This window comes from Rhizobium sp. BG4 (assembly GCF_016864575.1).
Classification (GTDB): domain Bacteria; phylum Pseudomonadota; class Alphaproteobacteria; order Rhizobiales; family Rhizobiaceae; genus Rhizobium.
The window spans coordinates 483,526-503,906 of sequence record NZ_CP044126.1; the positions used below are offsets into that span (position 1 = coordinate 483,526).

The 20,381-nt window shown below is 63.2% G+C and carries 18 protein-coding genes; 15 read left to right on the plus strand and 3 right to left on the minus strand.

The genetic code is table 11. The annotated features are described in order from the left end of the window. Positions 1-37 precede the first annotated feature (37 nt). From F2982_RS22340 to F2982_RS22350, 3 genes are all read left to right on the plus strand, one after another. On the plus strand, positions 38-2,704 hold the full coding sequence (locus F2982_RS22340) for a nitrate reductase (RefSeq protein WP_203430941.1): 2,667 nt from the start codon (positions 38-40) through the stop codon (positions 2,702-2,704). A 121-nt stretch (positions 2,705-2,825) separates the two neighbouring features. Beyond that, positions 2,826-3,857: a CorA family divalent cation transporter gene (locus F2982_RS22345; protein WP_112717652.1), complete on the plus strand. Its 1,032-nt coding sequence runs from the start codon at positions 2,826-2,828 to the stop codon at positions 3,855-3,857. A gap of 69 nt (positions 3,858-3,926) precedes the next feature. Then, positions 3,927-4,433, plus strand: a complete 507-nt coding sequence (locus F2982_RS22350) for a hypothetical protein (RefSeq protein ID WP_203430942.1) — start codon at positions 3,927-3,929, stop codon at positions 4,431-4,433. Between the two features lie 4 nt (positions 4,434-4,437). Here F2982_RS22350 and F2982_RS22355 read toward each other — a convergent pair whose 3' ends face one another. Continuing rightward, on the minus strand, positions 4,438-4,761 hold the full coding sequence (locus F2982_RS22355; protein ID WP_246777638.1) for a DUF6074 family protein: 324 nt from the start codon (positions 4,759-4,761) through the stop codon (positions 4,438-4,440). A gap of 160 nt (positions 4,762-4,921) precedes the next feature. Here F2982_RS22355 and F2982_RS22360 point away from each other — a divergent pair, with 160 nt between their 5' ends. From F2982_RS22360 to F2982_RS22385, 6 genes are all read left to right on the plus strand, one after another. Then, positions 4,922-5,419 carry an Lrp/AsnC family transcriptional regulator gene (locus F2982_RS22360; RefSeq protein ID WP_112717883.1) on the plus strand — a complete coding sequence of 166 codons (498 nt, stop codon included), beginning with the start codon at positions 4,922-4,924 and terminating at the stop codon, positions 5,417-5,419. A gap of 119 nt (positions 5,420-5,538) precedes the next feature. After that, positions 5,539-7,035 carry an NAD-dependent succinate-semialdehyde dehydrogenase gene (locus F2982_RS22365; protein ID WP_203430943.1) on the plus strand — a complete coding sequence of 499 codons (1,497 nt, stop codon included), beginning with the start codon at positions 5,539-5,541 and terminating at the stop codon, positions 7,033-7,035. A gap of 36 nt (positions 7,036-7,071) precedes the next feature. Beyond that, entirely contained in the window at positions 7,072-8,451 is a 1,380-nt protein-coding gene (locus F2982_RS22370) for an aspartate aminotransferase family protein (RefSeq protein ID WP_199625270.1), read from the plus strand. 92 nt (positions 8,452-8,543) lie between these two features. Next, positions 8,544-8,741 carry a hypothetical protein gene (locus tag F2982_RS22375; RefSeq protein ID WP_112717644.1) on the plus strand — a complete coding sequence of 66 codons (198 nt, stop codon included), beginning with the start codon at positions 8,544-8,546 and terminating at the stop codon, positions 8,739-8,741. Between the two features lie 40 nt (positions 8,742-8,781). Then, positions 8,782-9,420 (plus strand): alpha/beta fold hydrolase, encoded by a 639-nt coding sequence (locus F2982_RS22380; RefSeq protein ID WP_203430944.1) that lies wholly within the window; start codon positions 8,782-8,784, stop codon positions 9,418-9,420. A gap of 837 nt (positions 9,421-10,257) precedes the next feature. Next, a complete protein-coding gene (locus F2982_RS22385) occupies positions 10,258-10,431 on the plus strand; it encodes a hypothetical protein (protein WP_203430945.1) in 174 nt (57 codons plus the stop codon). Positions 10,432-10,523: 92 nt separating this feature from the next. Here F2982_RS22385 and F2982_RS22390 read toward each other — a convergent pair whose 3' ends face one another. Together F2982_RS22390 and F2982_RS22395 are read right to left on the minus strand one after the other, a co-directional pair. Continuing rightward, the gene (locus F2982_RS22390) at positions 10,524-12,578 is read right to left on the minus strand and encodes a pyridoxamine 5'-phosphate oxidase family protein (RefSeq protein ID WP_203430946.1); all 2,055 of its coding nucleotides are present in this window, start codon (positions 12,576-12,578) and stop codon (positions 10,524-10,526) included. A 51-nt stretch (positions 12,579-12,629) separates the two neighbouring features. Then, positions 12,630-13,241, minus strand: coding sequence for a glutathione S-transferase (locus F2982_RS22395; protein ID WP_112717636.1), 612 nt, complete (start codon positions 13,239-13,241; stop codon positions 12,630-12,632). 128 nt (positions 13,242-13,369) lie between these two features. Between F2982_RS22395 and F2982_RS22400 the strand changes: the two genes are divergently transcribed. From F2982_RS22400 to F2982_RS22425, 6 genes are all read left to right on the plus strand, one after another. After that, positions 13,370-14,263, plus strand: coding sequence for a LysR family transcriptional regulator (locus tag F2982_RS22400; RefSeq protein WP_203430947.1), 894 nt, complete (start codon positions 13,370-13,372; stop codon positions 14,261-14,263). 77 nt (positions 14,264-14,340) lie between these two features. Then, complete coding sequence (gene pepT, locus F2982_RS22405; RefSeq protein WP_203430948.1) at positions 14,341-15,573, plus strand: peptidase T; 1,233 nt, start codon at positions 14,341-14,343, stop codon at positions 15,571-15,573. A gap of 198 nt (positions 15,574-15,771) precedes the next feature. Further along, positions 15,772-17,301, plus strand: a complete 1,530-nt coding sequence (gene glpD, locus F2982_RS22410; RefSeq protein ID WP_203430949.1) for a glycerol-3-phosphate dehydrogenase — start codon at positions 15,772-15,774, stop codon at positions 17,299-17,301. A 42-nt stretch (positions 17,302-17,343) separates the two neighbouring features. Beyond that, entirely contained in the window at positions 17,344-18,423 is a 1,080-nt protein-coding gene (locus F2982_RS22415; protein WP_203430950.1) for an ABC transporter ATP-binding protein, read from the plus strand. Positions 18,424-18,432: 9 nt separating this feature from the next. Then, positions 18,433-19,503, plus strand: a complete 1,071-nt coding sequence (locus tag F2982_RS22420) for an ABC transporter ATP-binding protein (RefSeq protein WP_203430951.1) — start codon at positions 18,433-18,435, stop codon at positions 19,501-19,503. Between the two features lie 2 nt (positions 19,504-19,505). Next, complete coding sequence (locus tag F2982_RS22425) at positions 19,506-20,372, plus strand: sugar ABC transporter permease (protein ID WP_199625278.1); 867 nt, start codon at positions 19,506-19,508, stop codon at positions 20,370-20,372. Positions 20,373-20,381 lie beyond the last annotated feature (9 nt).

Genomic DNA, 20,381 nt, shown 5'->3' on the forward strand with positions numbered 1-20,381 from the left:
GGTAGCCACACACTCGGCGACCTGAGGGCCAACCCCCATGCCCACTGAAACCAAAACCACCTGCCCTTATTGCGGCGTCGGCTGCGGCGTCATCGCCAAGGTCGACGACACCGGATCGGTCTCCGTCAGGGGCGACCCCGATCATCCCGCCAATTTCGGCCGCCTCTGTTCCAAGGGCTCGGCGCTCGCCGAGACCATCGATCTCGACGGCCGCCTACTCCATCCTGAAGTCAACGGCGCGCGGACCAGCTGGAACACCGCGCTCGACCTCGTCGCGACGAAATTCTCCGAAGCCATCGCCGAACACGGCCCTGATGCCGTCGCCTTCTACGTCTCCGGCCAGCTGCTGACCGAAGACTATTACGTCGCCAACAAGCTGATGAAGGGCTTTATCGGCACGGCCAATATCGACACCAATTCCCGCCTCTGCATGTCGTCTTCGGTCGCCGGCCATCGCCGCGCTTTCGGATCGGATACGGTCCCCGGCACCTATGAGGATCTCGAGCTTGCCGATCTCGTCATCCTGACCGGCTCGAACCTCGCCTGGTGCCATCCCGTTCTCTACCAGCGGCTCGCCGCCGCCAAGGCGGCCCGGCCAGGGATGAAGATCGTCGTGATCGATCCGCGCCGGACGATGACATGCGATATTGCCGATCTGCATCTGGCGATCCGTCCGGATGGCGATGTGGCGCTGTTTACCGGCCTGCTCGCGCATCTGGCGACCAGCCCGGCGATCGATCAGAATTATATCGGCGCCCATACGGTGGGCTTCGCCGAGGCCTTTGCCTCCGCGGCGGCTCTCAGCTGGGATGAACTCCTGGAGCGTACCGGCCTTCCCGCCATGCAGCTGCGCGAATTCTTCCGGCTGTTCGAGACGGTGCAGAAAACCATCACCTGCTACAGCCAAGGGGTCAATCAGTCGGCATCGGGCACCGACAAGGTCAATGCCATCCTGAACTGCCATCTGGCGACCGGGCGGATCGGCCGTCCCGGCATGGGACCGTTCTCGCTGACCGGTCAGCCGAACGCCATGGGCGGGCGCGAAGTCGGCGGGTTGGCCAATATGCTGGCCGCGCATATGGCAATCGAGAATGCTGGGGATCGCGACCGCGTGCAGCGCTTCTGGTCGTCGCCCGGCATTGCCGCCAAGCCCGGCCTGAAGGCGGTCGACATGTTCAGCGCTGTCGCCGAAGGCCGCATCAAGGCGCTCTGGATCATGGCGACCAATCCCGTCGTTTCCATGCCCGACGCCGATGCCGTCGAGGCTGCGATTGCCGCCTGCCCCTTCGTCGTCGTATCCGATATCGTTGGGAACACGGAAACGACGCGTCATGCCGATGTCCTCCTCCCCTCGCTCGGATGGGGCGAGAAGGATGGCACGGTGACCAATTCCGAGCGCCGCATCTCGCGCCAACGCCCCTTCCTGCCGGCTCCCGGCGAAGCGCGTGCCGACTGGTGGCAGCTTGCCGAAGTCGCACGGCGCATGGGCCATGGGGCGGCGTTCGGTTTTGCCGATCCGGCAGCGATCTTTGCCGAGCATGCCGCCCTCTCCGCCTTCGAAAATGAGGGCAGCCGCGATTTCGATATCGGCGCCTATGCCGGCATCGACGACGCAGCCTATCGGGCGCTGCACCCTTTCCAATGGCCAGCGTCTTTGGCCGAGACTCCCACTCCCCCCGGCGGCAAACGCTTCTTCGCCGATGGCGGCTTCTTCCATCCCGACCGGCGCGCCCGCTTCATTGCCGTCAACCTTCCGGAAACGGACAGGACGAACGCGGACTATCCGCTGACGCTGAACACCGGCCGCATCCGCGACCAGTGGCACACCATGACGCGCACCGGAAAGAGCGCCCGCCTTTCCGCCCATATCGCCGAACCCTTCGCCGAAATCCATCCGCGGGACGCCATCGAGCTCGGTATCCGCGGCGCCGGTCTGGTCGAGATCGAGAGCCCTCATGGCACGGCGGTCGTCCGCGCGCTGATCAGCGAGCGCCAGGCACGCGGCAGTATCTTCGTGCCTATGCATTGGAACGGGCAGTTCTCCGCCCGTGCCCGCATCGACGCGGCCGTGGCACCCGTTGTCGATCCCGTCTCCGGCCAGCCTGCCTCGAAGAACGTCGCCGTCAGGGCACGGCCGCTCAAGGCAGAGCACTACGGCTTTGCCGTTTCCGCCGCGAGGCCCGAGAACCTTGATTGCGATTACTGGGCTCTCGCGAAGGCCGAAGGCGGATGGCGGCTGGAATTCGCATCCTGCACCGGGATTTCCGACTGGGCGAACTGGTGTCGCAAGCATCTCGGCATTCCTGCTGGTGTCGAGCCACTCGGCTATTGCGACGGGGCGACCGGCGAAACGCGGCTTGCCTTCTTTGACGGCACGCGGCTGCTCGCCGCCCTCTTCGTCGCTCCCGAACCGGTCGCCGTTGCCCGGGCCTGGGCCGTGCAGCAGCTGACCGCCTCGCACGGCGATCTGCGCAAGCGCTTTGCGATCGCGGCCGGGCGGCCGGGAGCGGATCAGCCGGATCCCGGCGCCACCGTCTGCTCGTGCTTCGGCGTCGGCGTCAACCAGATCAGCGGCGCGATCCGCAATGGCTGTCATTCGGTCGAGGCGATCGGCAAGGCGCTCAATGCCGGCACCAATTGCGGTTCCTGCCGCGCCGAAATCCGCACCATCATCGACAGCTGCCTTGCTGCGGCCGCCGAGTAGCGGGCGGGCAATCACCGATCAGAAACTGTAGTTCCGTCTGCCCTCGCGAAGTGCTAAACCATGCGCATATAGGCGTATGATTTCGCTTTCTTTTTGCATTCCACGGGAGGATGGCGAGCGGATGGAAATTGCGGCCCCGAAGATCCAGCTGAATTACGGCGCCGAGCCGGGCATTCGCTTTGCGGTGCTACTCGACGGCAAGGGCGGCTGTCGCGAGATCGGTGCCTCCGGTCTGCGCGACTGGAAGCCTGCCGATGGCATTCTCTGGGTTCACCTGGAACGCGATCACGTTGCCGCGGCCGCCTGGGTTGCCGAGCGTGGCGGCCTAGATCCGCTGGTGACGGATGCCCTGCTGGAAGACGAATCCCGCCCGCGTGTCGAGCCTGTCGACGACGGTTTGCTGATCATCCTGCGCGGCGTCTGTGCGGCACCACCCGAAGAGGCCGAAGACGCGCCCGTCGATCTCGATCTCGTGCCGCTGCATGCCTGGGTCGATGAAAACCGCGTCGTCACGCTGCGAGACAGCGGGCACTACATCACGGCGCTGCGCGACATCCGACAGGCGCTGGAGAAGGGCAAGGGGCCCAAGCGCACCGGCGAGCTTCTGGCACTCGTCAGCGACAAGCTTGTCAGAGACTTGGAGCCCGTTCTTGACCAGATGGACGAGGAGGTCGACGAGCTCGATGAATTGATCTTCCACGGCGAAGCCGCCGAAGTGCGCGAACGGCTCAAGCTGCTGCGCCGCCGCGCCGTTCAGCTGCGCCGCTACCTCGCTCCGCAGCGTGACGCGCTGAACCGTATAGAGCACGACGATGCGCCCTGGCTTGCCGAGCGCGACAAGCTCCGGATGCGCGAGGTCATCGACAAGCTGATGCGCTTCATCGAATATCTCGACGCGATCCGCGACCGCACCGGCATCCTGCATGACGACCTTTCGACCGTGATCAGCGAGCGCATCGCCCGCAACTCCAACAGGCTTGCCGCCCTTGCGGCGCTGCTCCTGCCGCCGAGCGTGGTGGCCGGCCTTTTCGGGATGAATGTCGGCGGCATTCCCGGGGTCAACGACACCTGGGCCTTCATCATCATCGTCGCCTTTGTGGCGGCGACTTCGGTCGCCACGCTTTACGTGCTGAAGCGCATCAACTGGCTTTGAGTGCCGGGCGCGGAACCGGTGGGTGATGGACAGCGTTCTGTCCCAATTCCGCTCAGGGGGATTGAGATCATGCGTCGTCAAGCACGTCTTATTGCAGTTCTTGCCGGTCTCTGTGCAGCCGCTCCGGCCGCCGCCGACGAGGCGGGGTTCCTGCAGCCGCTGAGCGGCAGCTGGACAGGCACCGGCAAGGTGCTCAGAAAGATCGGCAGCTCGCCGATCAATGTTTCCTGCAAATTCAATATAGATGCGCCGGGAGCCTCGATCTCGATGCGAGGCAATTGCCGGGGCCTTCTGGTGGTCAACCGGGCGATCTCCGCAGACCTCGCGGCGCGCGGCACGCGCTATTCCGGCAATTATACCGGCCCGTCCGGCTCGCCGTCGCAGCTCTCGGGCAGCCGCCAGGGTGATGTGATCAATCTCGCTGTGCGTTGGGCGCGGCTCGTCAACGGCGACCGCAATGCCAACATGACGATCCGCAAGCGCGGCAACAGTCAGCTGCTGATCCAGACGATCGACAAGGATCCGGCGTCGGGCAAGTCGGTGACCACAAGCGAGATCAGCCTGCGCCGGCAGTGACGGTTCAGGCCGTGCGGCGCTTCTTCTGCTGCTCGGCCCGCGTTGCCGTAAGAGCCCGTGCCTGATGGCGCTGGACGAGCGCCGTCTGCACCGTTGCCTGGAAATCGAGAACGCGATCGCGCACGGCGTCTTCCGACAGGCCACACTGGCCGAGCTCGTCGGCCAGCCGGCGGCATTCGGCCTTCCAGAATGTCACGGCTGCCTCGCCATGCAGGTTATCGAGCGTCGCGGCGCAGCGGTCGACATCGCCCGCCTTGGTCACGTCACGCACGATCAAAAGTTCGCTGTTTTTGAGAGCGGCCAGAAGCGCCGCAGGAGAGGCATCCATCGAATCATCCCGTTTTGTCAGCACAATCGTTAGACCGGCGATGGTTAACGACTGCTTGCGCACAGGAAGACAGCGATTTCGATCGCCGGATTGACGGCGGCAAAATGCGCTTCCATTGTCGCGCTTCGCTCATGAAATGATTTGCAAGCCCGGAAAGATCATGAAGTTAGACGCCATCGACCTCAGAATTCTCGATGCGATTCAGCGGGATGGCCGCATTACCAAACTTGCTTTGGCAGAAAAGGCCGGCCTTTCGCCGACGCCTTGCTGGATGCGGCTGCGCAAGCTCGAGAAGGCAGGGATCGTCACCGGCTATCACGCACGCATCGCGCTGCGCAAAATCGCCCCGGTCGCCAGCGTCATGGTCGAGGTCACGCTTGCCAACCACCGGCAGAGCGATTTCGAGCGCTTCGAGCGGGCGATCGCCGGTATCCCCGAAATCGTCGGCTGCTGGTCCGTCGGCGGCGGGGTCGATTACTTCCTGCGGATCGCCGCCCCCGATATCGATGCCTACCAGCGGCTGATCGACGGGCTGCTCGACCGCGAGCTCGGGATCGAGCGCTATTTCACTTACATCGTCACCAAGACGGTCAAGGACGAGACCGTGCTGCCAGTCGCCGCTCTGGTACAGCCGGGCGAAACCTCGAACGACGCATAGAGAGATCATGCGGCCCGGCGCTCAGCCTTAGACAATCTCTCTGTTTGAAGCGCCCTCAAAGGACAAAATCTCGCCTCCTCCCGTGAAAGACTTCGGTGTCGGTAACGAGGAGACAGGACATGACCGCGGTTTTTGCCCGCCCCGATTTTCATCAGGCGCTTTCACGCCTCAAGGACAGGCATCTGCTGCGCGACCTCGCCTATTGCGATGGCCGCTGGACGTCCGCTGCCGATAACAAGAGCTTCGAGGTCACCGACCCGGCAAGCGGCGCGACCGTCGCCTGGGTCGCAAGCCTCGGCGCCGTTGAGACCACCGCGGCCATCGATGCCGCCTCACGAGCGCTCCCCGCCTGGCGCGGACTGCTGCCGCAGGACCGCGCCCGCATTCTCAGAAAATGGTACGATCTGATGCTCGCCGCCAAGGACGATCTGGCGCTGATCATGACGCTCGAGCAGGGCAAGCCGCTCGCCGAGTCTCTCGGAGAGATCGACTATGCCGCATCCTTCATCGAATGGTATGCCGAGGAAGGCAAACGGCTGAATGCCGAGAATGTCACCAGCCATCTTCCGGGCGCCGAAATGATCGTGCGCCGCGAGGCGCTCGGCGTCACCGCGATCGTCACCCCCTGGAATTTCCCCTCTGCCATGGTCACCCGCAAGGCGGCCGCGGCACTTGCAGCAGGCTGCACCGTCGTTGCCCACCCCTCCTCCGAAACGCCGCTCTCTGCACTGGCTCTCGCCGAACTCGGTGAGCGTGCCGGCATTCCCGCCGGCGTCTTCAACGTCGTTACCGGCGATGCCGCTGTTATCGTCGGGCGCCTCTGCGAGGACGACCGGGTGCGTGCCGTCAGCTTCACCGGCTCGACCGGTATAGGGCGGCTGATTGCGGCACAATGCGCGCCGACCATGAAGCGGCTGGTGATGGAACTCGGCGGCCACGCGCCGCTGATCATCTTCGAGGACGCCGATGTCGAGCAGGCCGTGAAGATCGCCATCGATGCCAAGTTCGCGACGTCGGGGCAGGATTGCCTCGCCGCCAACCGGATTTTCGTGCATCGCTCGATCGCCCCGCGTTTCGAACAGGCTTTCGCGTCGCGCATCCGCCAGCTGAAGGTCGGCGACGGCTTCTCGGCGGATGCGGAGATCGGTCCCCTCATGCATGAGCGGGCCGTCGCCAAGGTCGAGGAACAGGTCGAGGACGCCCTGAAGCGCGGCGCCAAGCTCATCACCGGCGGCAAGCGCCACAAGGCCGGCAAACTGTTCTACGAACCGACCCTGCTTTCGAACATTCCGGCTGACGCGCTGATCATGCGCGAAGAAACCTTCGGCCCGGTCGCTGGGATCACGGTCTTCGACAGCGAAGAGGAAGTCGTCGCCAAGGCGAACGATACCGAATACGGCCTCGTCGCCTATGTCGTGACCGCCAATGGCGCGCGCCAGATGCGGCTCGGCCGGGCGCTGGAATACGGCATGGTCGCCATCAACCGGGTGAAGATCACCGGCGGCCCGATCCCCTTCGGCGGCTGGAAGCAATCCGGCATCGGCCGCGAGGGCTCGCGCCACGGCATCGAGGCCTTCACCGAGCTCAAATATCTCTGCATCGACACTGCCGCGTAAGCGGCCCTCCCAATCCAGACATCAAGGACATCAGCCATGCTCGACAGAAGCAACGAACTCAACGCCTGGGACCGCGACCACTTCTTCCACCCCTCGACGCATATGGGCATGCATGCCCGCGGCGAGACGCCGACGCGCGTCATTTCCTCGGGTGAAGGCGCCTACATCACCGATACCAACGGACGCACCAGCCTGGATGCGTTCGCCGGTCTCTACTGCGTCAATGTCGGCTACGGCCGCCAGAAGATCGCCGATGCGATCGCCAACCAGGCGAAGAACCTCGCCTATTACCACGCCTATGTCGGCCACGGGACGGAAGCCTCGATCACGCTGTCGAAGATGATCATCGACCGGGCACCTGAAGGGATGAGCCGCGTCTATTTCGGCCTATCGGGTTCGGATGCCAATGAGACCAACATCAAGCTGATCTGGTACTACAACAACATCCTCGGCCGCCCGGAGAAGAAGAAGATCATCTCGCGCTGGCGCGGCTACCACGGCTCCGGCGTCATGACCGGCTCGCTGACCGGGCTCGAGCTCTTCCACAAGGCCTTCGACCTGCCGCGCGCACCGGTTCTGCATACGGAAGCACCCTATTACTTCCGCCGCCCCGACCGCTCGATGGATGAGGAGCAGTTCTCGCAATATTGCGCCGACAAGCTGGAAGAGATGATCCTTGCCGAAGGCCCGGATACGGTTGCCGCCTTCATCGGCGAGCCTATCCTCGGCACCGGCGGCATCGTGCCGCCGCCGAAGGGCTACTGGCAGAAGATCCAGGCGGTTCTCGACAAGTATGACGTGATGCTCGTCGCCGACGAAGTCGTCACCGGCTTCGGCCGCCTCGGCACCATGTTCGGCTCCGATCACTACGGCATGAAGCCAGGTCTCATCACCATCGCCAAGGGCCTCACCTCGGCCTACGCGCCGCTTTCCGGCACCATCGTTTCCGACAAGGTCTGGCAGGTGCTGGTCCAGGGTTCCGATCAGATGGGCGCGATCGGCCACGGCTGGACCTATGCGGCGCACCCGATCTGCGCGGCGGCCGGCATCGCCAATCTCGAACTGATCGACGAGCTCGATCTCGTGAAGAATGCCGGCGAGACCGGCGCGTACTTCCGCAGCGAACTCGCCAAGGCCGTCGGCTCTCACAAGCATGTCGGCGAAGTGCGCGGCGACGGCCTGATGGCGGCGATCGAATTCGTCGAGGACAAGGACGACCGCAAATTCTTCGACGTCTCCCGCAAGGTCGGCCCGCAGATTGCCGCCGCCCTTCTCGAGCGCGGCGTCATTGGCCGCGCTATGCCGCAGGGCGACATCCTGGGCTTCGCACCGCCGCTCTGCCTGACCCGCGAGGAGGCCGATATCGTCGTCAAGGCGGCAGCCGGCGCCATCGATACGGTCTTCAAGTCTCTCTGAGCTTGGCGGAGCCCGCGACGTGCGGGCTCCCCTTCGAGAGCGCGGAACCAACTGCGCTCTCGAAAGTTGCTTATTCAGAAGGGAGCACGAAGATGCTGACACTTGAAGAAGCAATGCTGGTATCTGCAGATCGCGTCGAGCACTGCCGCGGCGAAGTGGAACTTGACGCCGTCGATCTGATCGATCGTTTCGAGGCAGCCGGCTTTTCGCGCAAGGAAGTGCTGGTGGCGCTGACCGAGATCCTCACCGAGGAATTTTCCAACCTTCCCGACCTGCCGCGTTTCCATTGAGGGACTGGCCGGACAGTTCGTCAGGCGGTAGAACGTCCTGATGGACAGCCGCTTTCTCATCACCGGCCCCGATGATGCCGGAACCACCATTCTACTCGCCCACGGCGCGGGTGCGCCGATGGATTCCAAGTCGATGAACGCTGCCGCGGCAGCACTCGCCGATGCCGGTTTCCGCGTCGTCCGTTTCGAATTCGGCTACATGGCGGCGCGCCGCACCTCGGATCAGCGCAAGCCCCCGCCGAAGGCAGAGACACTGCAGCCGGAATATCGCGATGCCGTTGCGGCGCTCGGAGCCAAGGGCAAACTGGTGATCGGCGGCAAGTCGATGGGCGGGCGGGTTGCTAGCATGGTGGCCGACGAACTTCATGTCGCCGGAAAGATCGCCGGTCTCCTCTGCCTTGGCTATCCCTTCCATCCGCCGGAAAAACCGGCGCAGCTGCGCACCGCGCATCTGGAAAACCTGCAGACCCCGGCGCTGATCGTCCAAGGCACCCGCGATCCTTTCGGCACCCGGCCGGAGGTCGAGGGTTACACGCTCTCCAAGGCGATCCGGATTCTCTGGCTGGAAGATGGCGACCACGATCTGGTGCCGCGCAAGAAGCTCTCAGGCTTCTCGGCCGCCGATCATCTGCAGACGCTGGGCCGCGAAGTCTCCGCCTGGGCGGCGAACCTGAAATGACTGCCGAAAAAGAAAAAGGCGCTCGACCCAGAGGGGAGCGCCTTTTCTTTATTGCCCGGACGGCGAAAGCTCAGCGGACCAGAGGTCAGCCGCGCAGGCCATCGATACGGGTGGTGAGCGCTAGATAGCGTCACGGTTTTGGAATTTCAAGAGGGTCTATTCGCCTTTGCGCGGATTCTTCGCAATGCATAGAGCTGTTGCCCAAAGGACACCCGCCTCCCGGTAAAGCAGGGAGGCGGGCGTACTAGGAAGCCGGTACGCAATACTTCAACCGGCTGTGTGGCCACGGCCGGAGAATGCCTTGAAATATCAAGGATTCAAGCGAATGCTGATATGGTGGTTACGGGGTAAGCTTAACGAGGCCCGGGAGATGCCTTCGCCAAGCGCCTTATGAGATTTGGCGCGATATGACATGGTCTGTTTGACTCACGCGGCGTAAGTCAAAACGGCGGCAGCAATAACGATCATTGTTACGCTTACCAGACCTATCAGACCGTAATTTGGTGCAGCGTTCATGCTGTCCCTCCTGTTTGATAGTGGGACAGATTTTCCATCAACGTGTGCCACCTGGTAAAGAACGCAAAACGAGTATCGCATTTCTTGGTATAGGCCAGGTTAATGCAAGAAAGCCCGCATGTTAGCGCGGGCCTTTATCATTGTTTCGAAGCTTTTTACTGCGCGCAATCGGGCGCCATTGTGCCGGCAGCATCGCCGCTATTGTTTTGCTGTCCGGCGCACGAGATAGACGGGGGAATGGCCCGGTTGACGCCACCCGGATTGATGGTCCGGCCACCCTTGTTGAGATCGACGGTACCGGGGTTAATGGTGCTGTTGGTGATGCCGGGATCAGTTGCGGTTCGCCCGGTCGTGCTGCCGCCGATATTGGGGCTGATCGACTGGTGCGACCCGGTCATGCCACTGCCGGATGCACCGCCCGGGGGGCTGACCGTCGTCTGGGCAAGCGCCGCGGATGCCATTGAGGCGGCGATGAGCGATGCAGTGATGCAGTGATGAGCGATTTCAACATCTTGAAAACTCCTCTGATGTCATCTGGCTAACCAGCGACCACGAGGATTGTTCGTTCACAAGGCAGTGAGCCCACCTCAGAGCTCCAGATGCAGGGCGCCGCCTTCGGCCGGAACCGCACTGCAGATCAGCGCTTCGCCCGCGTCGACGGGATAGCTCGGCTCGGTGATATAGCTGACATCTCCCTTGACGATCCGCGTTTTACAATCGCCGCAATTGCCGGCGCGGCAGCCATAGGCGGGCGTCAGCCCGCGCGCTTCGGCAAATTCCAGCAGCGATCCGTCACCCGGCTTCCAGCGGGCCTCCTTGGCCGACTGCGTGAAGATCACCAGCAACGGCTCGGTGGCCGCCGGTTTCGAGGGCACTGCTGCTGCAGCGGCCGGTTTGGCATCCCGCTTCAGCGCCGAGGGACCGAAGGCTTCCGCATGGATACGCTCTTCCGCAACGTTCAACCCACGCAAGCCATCGTGCACCGACTGCATGAAGGCGGCCGGGCCGCAGAGATAGAAATCATAATCGCCGAACGGCAGATGTGCCTTCAACAGATCCATATCGATCCGGCCTGCAGCATCATAGCTGCCCTCGTCGCCGGAGGCGGGAGTGCTCAGCACCCGGATATCATGGACGGTGCCCTGGCTGCGCTCGACCAGTTCGGCGATCTCGCGATCGAAGGCACGTTCGGCGCGCGTCCGCGACGAGCGGAACAGCCAGATAGGGCGGCGGTGGCGCGTGCGGTCGCCTTCGTGCACCACATGACGCAGCATCGACAGAAGCGGCGTGATGCCGATGCCGGCGGCCAGCAGCACGGCCGGCCGCTTGCGCTCCATCGCCTCGATCGTGAAGGCGCCGCCGGGCGCCATCGCCTCGATCTCGTCGCCCGGCTGCAGCGCGTGAAGCCGCTGCGATGCCCTGCCCTCGCGCTTGACGCTCAGCCGGTAATAACCGTCTGATGGTGCGCTTGAGATCGTATAGCTGCGGAGCAGCGCCTCATCGCCATCGGCGATCTTCACCGGCAGATGCTGACCGGCCAGATGCGGGATCAAGGCGTCGCCATCGACGGGCGCCAGATAGAGGGAACGGATCGTCTCGCTCTCGTCGACGGCCTTCTCGACGCGGAATGTCCGCCATGCCCTGGCCTTGGCCGCCGCCTTCAGACGGCGGTCGGCCTCGACCCAGCTGCCGGTCATCAGGCTGCTGGGCGAGAATCCGTTTTCGGCAAAGGTCCAGCGCAGCGGCAAGGCATCCGGCCGCAGCACGACCTTCTGCGGCTTGACGCGCCACAGCCGTTCCGCCCCCTCGAAGGCGGCGATCTCCGGCGAATCGAGAATGACCTCGACGCTGCCCGTCAGCTGCAGCACCGTGCCGGTCTCGTGATCGACGAAGATCAGACCGGCGCGCGGATTGACGATGAAATTGCCGAGCGTGCTGAAGAACAGGTTGCCGTTGAAATCAGGCACGGTAAGGCTGCCATCGGCTTCGATCCGCACGAAGCCCGGCTTGCCGCCGCGATGCGAGACGTCGACCTGCCGCCCTTCATCGTGACGATCGGCATAGGAGGCGACGAAGAATGTGTCGGCCTCTTCGATGATCGTGCGCGCTGCCGCATCCAGTCCGTCGGAGGCGATTGCCGTCGAGGAAGACGGTGCGGCCGGATCGCGGACGAACTCGAAATAACGGTTCTGGATGTAGCGCGGGCAGTTGCCGAAGCTCTGGCCGACGCCGACATCGAAGCGGTCGTCGCTGCTGCGGCTGACCGTGCCGTTCAGACGGTTGCGGCGGCGGGTGATGAGGTCGACGCCGACGAGGCCGATCGGATCGCCATCTTCCATGCCGCGCTCCGCCGGATCGCTTGCGTCGCGGTCGGCTTCGACGGTTAGCGTCAGCGGATCGGGCGAATGCATGAAACCCGGCTTTCCGGCGCGGATCGTCGCCCAGGGCCAACCATCGGGATCGACACTGCCGATCGCGATGAAGGGCAGCAGCGGATAGAACTCGCGATGCTGATCGAGCAGGAAGGTGCGCAGCACCCGGCGGCCGACAGGTTCCATCTGTTCGGCGACGCCAACGCTCCGCTGCAACTCGATTTCGCCCTCATGCCACGGCGAAGCTGGTTTTTCGACGCCATCAAGCATTGGTGCCTCCTGTGAGAAAAGCGGCCGGACAATTCCGGCCGCAGCCTGCGATCAGGCAGCAAGACCGGCTGCGGTCTTGCGGAACTCGACGAAGCCCGGCAGGGCTTCGATCCGTGCGAGCCAGTTGCGCACTTCCTGGTAGGGCGTCAGATCGACATTCCCTTCCGGTGCGTTGACGATGTAGCTGTAGAGCGCGATGTCAGCGATCGTCGGACGGTCGCCGATGATGAAGCGATGTTTTTCGAGCTCGGCATCGATCAGCGTCAGGATGCGATGCGCGCGGGCGATCACTTCTTCAGGACGGAAGTTCGCGCCGAAGACGGTGATCAGACGGGCAGCGGCCGGGCCGTAGGCAATCTCGCCTGCCGCTACGGCAAGCCACTTCTGCACCTTGGCAACCGAAGGCAGGTCATCCGGCAGCCAGTCCTTGCGGCCGAGCTTTTTGGCGACATAGACGAGGATCGCAGTGGAGTCGTTGACGATCACGCCATCGTCGTCGAGCACCGGCACCTGGCCGAACGGATTGATCTTCAGATATTCCGGCGACTTGTGCTCGCCATTGGGGATATCGACTTCGATCAGCTCCGCCTTGACCCCGAGGAGCGAGAGAAAAAGCACGGCGCGGTGCGCATGGCCGGAGAGCGGGAAGTGATAGAGTTTCATGGCGGGGTTCCTTTTGCAGCGGGTTGAAGCGGTTGGCCCTGATGACCTGCGAAGAAACCTAGTGATTTCCGATTTCCTGTAGTAGATAGTGATTTCGATAATCATCCTCTCATTTTCCGGAAGGCAAAATGGATCGTCTCGATGCGATGAGCGTGCTTCTGGCGGTGGTGGAAAACGGCAGCCTCTCCGCAGCCTCGCGCGCCCTGCATTCGCCACTGCCGACGGTCAGCCGCAAGATCTCGGAGCTTGAGGCGCATCTCGGCATACGGTTGATCAGGCGCACCAATCGCCGGATTTCGCTGACGGAAGCAGGCGAAGGCTATGTGAGCGCGGCGCGCGAGATCCTGGGCCGCGTCGAGGAAGCGGAGCGGCGCGCATCCGGCGAGTATCTCTCCCCCAAGGGCGATCTGACGATGACGGCGCCGATCGTTTTCGGGCGGCTGCATGTGCTGCCCGTGATCACCGACTTCCTGAAGGCATTCCCCGACATCAACATGCGGCTAACGATGAGCGACCGGCCGGTCAGCCTGGCAGACGAGCATATCGATGTGGCGCTGCGTATCCGCACTCTCTCGGAAAACAATCTGATCGCCACCCGGCTCGGCAGTATCCGCCGGACGATCTATGCCAGCCCCGATTACCTCCGGCGCCACGGCCGTCCGGCGCATCCGCGTGAGCTTGCCGATCACGCCTGCGTTTCCTTCGAGGGCATCTTTTCGGCGCAGTTCTGGACCCTGCGGGAAAACGATCAGGAGATTGCCGCGCCGATCCGCCCGCGGCTGTCGGTCAATACGGCAGAGGCGGCCGTCGATGCCGCGGTGGCGGGACTCGGGATTACCCGGGTCCTCTCCTACCAGGCAAAACGCGCCGTCGAAGGCGGCTTGCTGGTGCCGCTGCTGGAAGAGTTCGAGCAGCAGCCCTCGCCTGTCCATCTCGTGCATCTGTCGCAGGGCGTATTGCCGCTGAAGCTCAGGGTATTCCTGGATTTCGCCGCGCCGCGGCTGCGCGCTGTCCTCCGCTGAAAGCACAAAACGCCGTTCACCTTGGCGCCGTCACGGTCTATACCGGTCTTCCCCACAGACAATCACCGGATGACCCCATGACCAGCTCCGTTCTCGACCGCTTCCTGCGCTACGCCGTCATCGACACGCAGTCCGACCCGACATCGAAGAGCCAGCCCTCGACCGAAAAGCAGAAGAATCTCGGGCGCGTGCTGGTCGAGGAACTGCTGGAGATCGGCCTTTCGGACGCGCATCTGGATGAACATGGCTACGTCTACGCGACGATCCCGGCCAACACGGAAAAGACCGTCCCGGTCATCTGCTTCTGTTCGCATATGGACACGGCGCCCGATTTCACCGGCACCAACGTCAAACCGCAGATCCTCAGGAACTATCAGGGCGGCGACATCACGCTGACCGGCGATACGCAACAGGTGATCCGCGTCGCCGACCATCCGACGCTGAAGGATCAGATCGGCAACGATATCATCACGACCGATGGCACGACGCTGCTCGGCGCCGACGACAAGGCCGGCCTTGCCGAGATCATGACCGCGGCGAAGGTCCTGATCGACAATCCCTCGATCAGGCACGGCACGATCAAGATCCTGTTCACGCCCGACGAGGAAATCGGCCGCGGCGTCGACAAGGTCGACCTGAAGAAGCTCGGCGCCGAGTTCGCCTATACGATCGACGGCTCGACCGCTGGCGAGATCGAGGACGAGACTTTTTCGGCCGATGGCGTCGAGATCTCGATCCAGGGCGTGGCGATGCATCCGGGTTTTGCCAAGGGCAAGATGGAGAACGCCATCAAGATTGCCGGCGAGATCATCGCCAGACTGCCGAAGCATATCAGCCCCGAGACCACGTCCGGCCGCGAAGGCTTCATCCACCCGACCGGCGTCACGGGATCGATGGAGAAGGCCGAGCTCGGCTTCATTATCCGCGACTTCGTCGATGAGGGCCTGGCCGAGAAGGAAGCCCTCCTGGAAGGCATCGTCAAGGAGGTGATCGCCGCCTATCCCGGCTCCTCCTACACGTTCAAGGTCAAGCACCAGTACCGCAACATGAAGGCGGTGCTCGACCGCAACCCGGAAATCGTCGAACACGCGATCGAGGCGATCCGTCGTGCCGGAATGAACCCCGTGCGCGGCAGCATCCGCGGCGGCACCGATGGTTCGCGCCTCTCCTTCATGGGACTGCCCACCGCCAACATTTTCGACGGCGGCCATGCCTTCCACTCGCCGCTCGAATGGGTCAGCATCCAGGATATGGAGAAGGCCGTGGCAACGATCGTCGAAACCGCGAAGATCTGGGAAGAGCGGGCCTGAAGGCCCGCCAAACCGCTAACCCAATCCGAAAGCTCGATTTTCGCTCTTTGCACAGCTGAGCAAGGATATCGCCGCCGTGAATGTTGTTTGGCGGCTACAAACATTCGTTTGACATTCGGTTCATCTTCACTTCTAGTCTCTCAAGTTTCGGTTTGCCGGGGAGGGTAACCGTCACTGAGGCGCGCACGGGAGGGGAATGTGGGCCAAACACTGCACGACCTATTCGTGATCGGCGGCGGCATCAACGGCTGCGGGATTGCCCGTGATGCGGTTGGCCGCGGCTATTCGGTGGCGCTGGCGGAGATGAACGACTTCGCCTCGGGCACCTCGTCGGGCGCCACCAAGCTGATCCATGGCGGCCTGCGCTATCTCGAACATTACGAGTTCCGCCTCGTGCGTGAATCGCTGATGGAGCGCGAAGTGCTCTGGGCGATGGCGCCGCATATCATCTGGCCGATGCGTTTCGTCCTGCCCTATCACAAGGGCGGCATCCGCCCGGCCTGGCTGATCCGGCTGGGTCTGTTCCTCTACGATCACCTCGGCGGCCGCAAGCTCCTGCCGCCGACATCAGTGCTCGACATGCGCCGTGACCCAGCAGCCAAGCCCTTGAAGGCGCTGTTTACGAAAGCCTTCGAATATTCCGATGGCTGGGTCGACGATGCCCGCATGGTGGTGCTGAACGCCCGGGATGCCGCCGACAAGGGCGCGCTGATCATGCCGCGCACGAAAGTGGTGTCGGCGCGGCGTGAGAACGGGCTGTGGGTCGTCGAGACGGTGGATACGCTCTCGGGCCGCAGCGAGACGCATCAGGCCCGCATGCTGGTCAATGCCGCCGGTCCCTGGGTCGATCACGTCATCCGCGCCGCCTTCGGCCAGAACGAGGCGCGCCATGTCCGGCTCGTCCAGGGCAGCCATATCATCGTGAAGAAGAAGTTCGACGGTCCCAAGGCCTATTTCTTCCAGAACCCCGACAACCGCATCATCTTCGCCATTCCCTATGAGGAAGACTTCACCCTGATCGGCACCACCGACCGGGATTATGGTGGAGATCCGAAGGATGTCAGGATATCGGCGGAAGAGACGGATTATCTCTGCAAGGCGGCAAGCGAGTATTTCAAGGAGCCGGTCACCGCCGACGATATCGTCTGGACCTATTCGGCGGTCCGCCCGCTCTTCGACGATGGCGCCTCGAAGGCGCAGGAGGCGACGCGCGATTACGTGCTGAAGCTTGAGGGCAAAGACGGCAGCGAGGCGAATGCCGCGCCGCTGCTCAACGTCTTCGGCGGCAAGCTCACCACCTACCGGCGCCTGTCGGAACATGCACTGGAGAAGATCGGCGAGGCGATCGGTGTCAAGGGTAGCCCCTGGACGGCGAAGAGCCATCTGCCGGGCGGCGACTTTCCGGCGCAGGGCTTCGAGGCCGAGGTGGCCAGGCTGCAGGCGGCCTATCCGTTTCTGGCACCGTCGCATGCAAGGCGCCTCACCCGGCGCTACGGCACCAGGGCCACCGTCCTGCTCGGCAAGTCGGCTTCGATCGCCGATCTCGGGCGGCATTTCGGGTCGGATCTCTACGAGGCCGAAGTGCGCTATCTCATGCAGCATGAATGGGCCTTCACCGCTGAGGATGTCCTCTGGAGGCGAACGAAGGCCGGACTACACATGACGACGGAACAGATGCAGACATTGGAGGAGTACATCGCCGCCCTGCCCGCACAGCTCGCCGGGTAGGACGGCATGTGGTCCCCGTCTTGAGGAGGCACGGGAACCGGAATGCTCGAACTGCGCAATGCCGCCAAGATGGTGGGGGGTGAATATCATATTCACCCGACCGATCTGACACTCGAACGGGGGTCGCTGAACGTCCTTCTTGGACCGACGCTCTCCGGCAAGACATCGCTGATGCGGCTGATGGCCGGGCTCGACCGCCCGACCAGCGGATCGGTGCATTTCGACGGCGCCGACGTCACCGGCGTGCGGGTCCAGAAGCGCAATGTCGCGATGGTCTACCAGCAGTTCATCAATTACCCGGCATTGTCGGTCTACGAGAACATCGCCTCGCCGATGCGCATTGCCGGCCGCGATGCAAAGACCATCGACACCGAGGTGCGCAAGGCCGCCGACCTGATGAAGCTGACGCCCTATCTGGATCGCACGCCGCTCAACCTCTCCGGCGGCCAGCAGCAGCGCACGGCGCTTGCCCGCGCCCTCGTCAAGAATGCCAGCCTGGTGCTGCTCGACGAGCCGCTCGCCAATCTCGACTACAAGCTGCGCGAAGAGCTTCGTGAAGAGCTGCCGCGCATCTTCGCAGCCTCCGGGGCGATCTTCGTCTATGCGACGACCGAACCCTCGGAAGCTCTGCTTCTCGGCGGCAATACCGCGACGCTGAACGAAGGCCGGGTCACGCAATTCGGCAAGACGATCGACGTGTATCGCCGCCCCGTCGATCTCGTCACCGCCAAGACCTTCGCCGATCCGCCGCTGAATTTCATCGATGTCGTCAAGAGCGGCCCGATCCTGCGGCATGCAAGCGGAGTCGAGTTCGCCGCGCCGGCGCATCTTTCCGGCATGGCCGACGGCGCCGCGACCGTCGCTTTCCACCCGCACCATCTGGCGCTGGCCGCACAAACGCAGGCATCGCCGAAGCTGATAGCGAAGACGCAGATCTCCGAGATCACCGGCTCGGAAAGCTTCGTGCATGTGGATTTCAACGGCGTGCGCTGGGTGATGCTGGCGCATGGCATCCACGACATCGATCCGGATACCGAGATCGCTGTCTATCTCGACACCCGCCACCTCATGGCCTTCGGGCCGGACGGCCGGGCGATCGCAACCGGCAACCGCGCGGCTTAGGAGGCTCACATGGCACGCATCACGCTCGACCATATCCGCCACGCCTACGGCCCCAATCCGCAGTCCGAAAAGGACTATTCGCTGAAGGAGGTCGATCACGAATGGGCCGATGGTGGCGCCTATGCGCTGCTCGGCCCGTCCGGCTGCGGAAAGACCACGCTTCTCAACATCATATCAGGACTTCTTCAGCCGTCGCATGGCCGCATCCTGTTCGACGGAAAGGACGTCACCGATCTGTCGACACAGGCGCGCAACATCGCGCAGGTGTTCCAGTTTCCGGTGATCTACGACACGATGACCGTCTACGACAATCTGGCCTTCCCGCTGCGCAACCGCGGCGTCGCCGAGCCTGAAGTCGACCGGCGCGTCCGCGAAATCCTCGAGATGATCGATCTCGGCGGCTGGGCAAAGCGCAAGGCGCAGCGGCTGACGGCCGACCAGAAGCAGAAGATCTCGCTCGGCCGCGGCCTCGTTCGCAACGACGTCAACGCGATCCTCTTCGACGAGCCGCTGACGGTCATCGACCCGCATATGAAATGGGTGCTGCGCTCGCAGCTGAAGCGGCTGCACAAGCAGTTCGGCTTCACCATGGTCTATGTCACGCATGACCAGACGGAGGCGCTCACCTTCGCCGAAAAGGTCGTCGTCATGTATGACGGCGAGATCGTCCAGATCGGCACTCCGGCAGAACTCTTCGAGCGGCCGAGCCACACATTCGTTGGCTATTTCATCGGCTCGCCGGGCATGAACGTGATGCCTGCCAAGGTATCCGGAAACGTCGTCAATGTCGGGCAGGAAGCGATCAGCCTCGACTATGCGCCGAACACGTCAGGCGCCGCCAAGGTCGAGCTCGGCATCCGCCCTGAATTCATCCGGCTCGGGCGCGAGGGCATGCCTGTCTCGATTTCCAAGGTCGAGGATATCGGCCGCCAGAAGATCGTGCGCGCCCGCTTCGCCGATCAGCCGCTGGCGATCGTCGTCCCCGAGGATGCCGAAATTCCTGAGGACGCGCGGGTCCGTTTCGATCCCGCGGCGATCAGCATCTACGCCAATTCCTGGCGCGTCGGCAGGGAGGGCTGAACATGGAAAAGACCTGGAACAACAAGGCCTGGTTTCTGGTTCTGCCAGTGCTGGTGCTCGTCGCCTTCTCGGCCGTCATCCCGCTGATGACCGTCGTCAACTACTCGGTGCAGGATACGTTCGGCAACAACGAGTTCTTCTGGGCGGGTACCGACTGGTTCGTGCAGACCCTGGAATCGGACCGCTTCTGGGCGGCGCTGCAGCGCAACCTCGCCTTCTCGCTGATCATCCTGGCGATCGAGATCCCGCTTGGCATCTTCATCGCGCTCAACATGCCGAAGAAGGGTCTCGGCGTTCCCGTCTGCCTCGTGTTGATGTCGCTGCCGCTGCTCATTCCGTGGAACGTCGTCGGCACCATCTGGCAGGTCTTTGGCCGTGTCGATATCGGCCTGCTTGGCCATACGCTGGAGGCGATCGGCCTCGACTACAATTATGTGCGCGACCCCGTCGATGCCTGGATCACCGTCATCGTCATGGATGTCTGGCACTGGACGAGCCTCGTCGTGCTGCTCTGCTATGCCGGCCTCGTCTCGATCCCGGATGCCTATTACCAGGCCGCCAAGATCGACGGCGCCTCGCGCTGGTCCGTGTTCCGCTACATCCAGCTGCCGAAAATGAAGCGGGTGCTGCTGATCGCCGTGCTGCTGCGCTTCATGGACAGCTTCATGATCTATACCGAACCCTTTGTCGTCACAGGCGGCGGTCCCGGCAATTCGACGACCTTCCTGTCGATCGACCTCGTGAAGATGGCCGTCGGCCAGTTCGATCTCGGCCCTGCTGCGGCGATGTCGATCATCTACTTCCTGATCATCCTGCTGCTGTCGTGGATCTTCTACACGGTCATGACCAGCAGCGATGCGAACAGCTGAGAAAGGAGA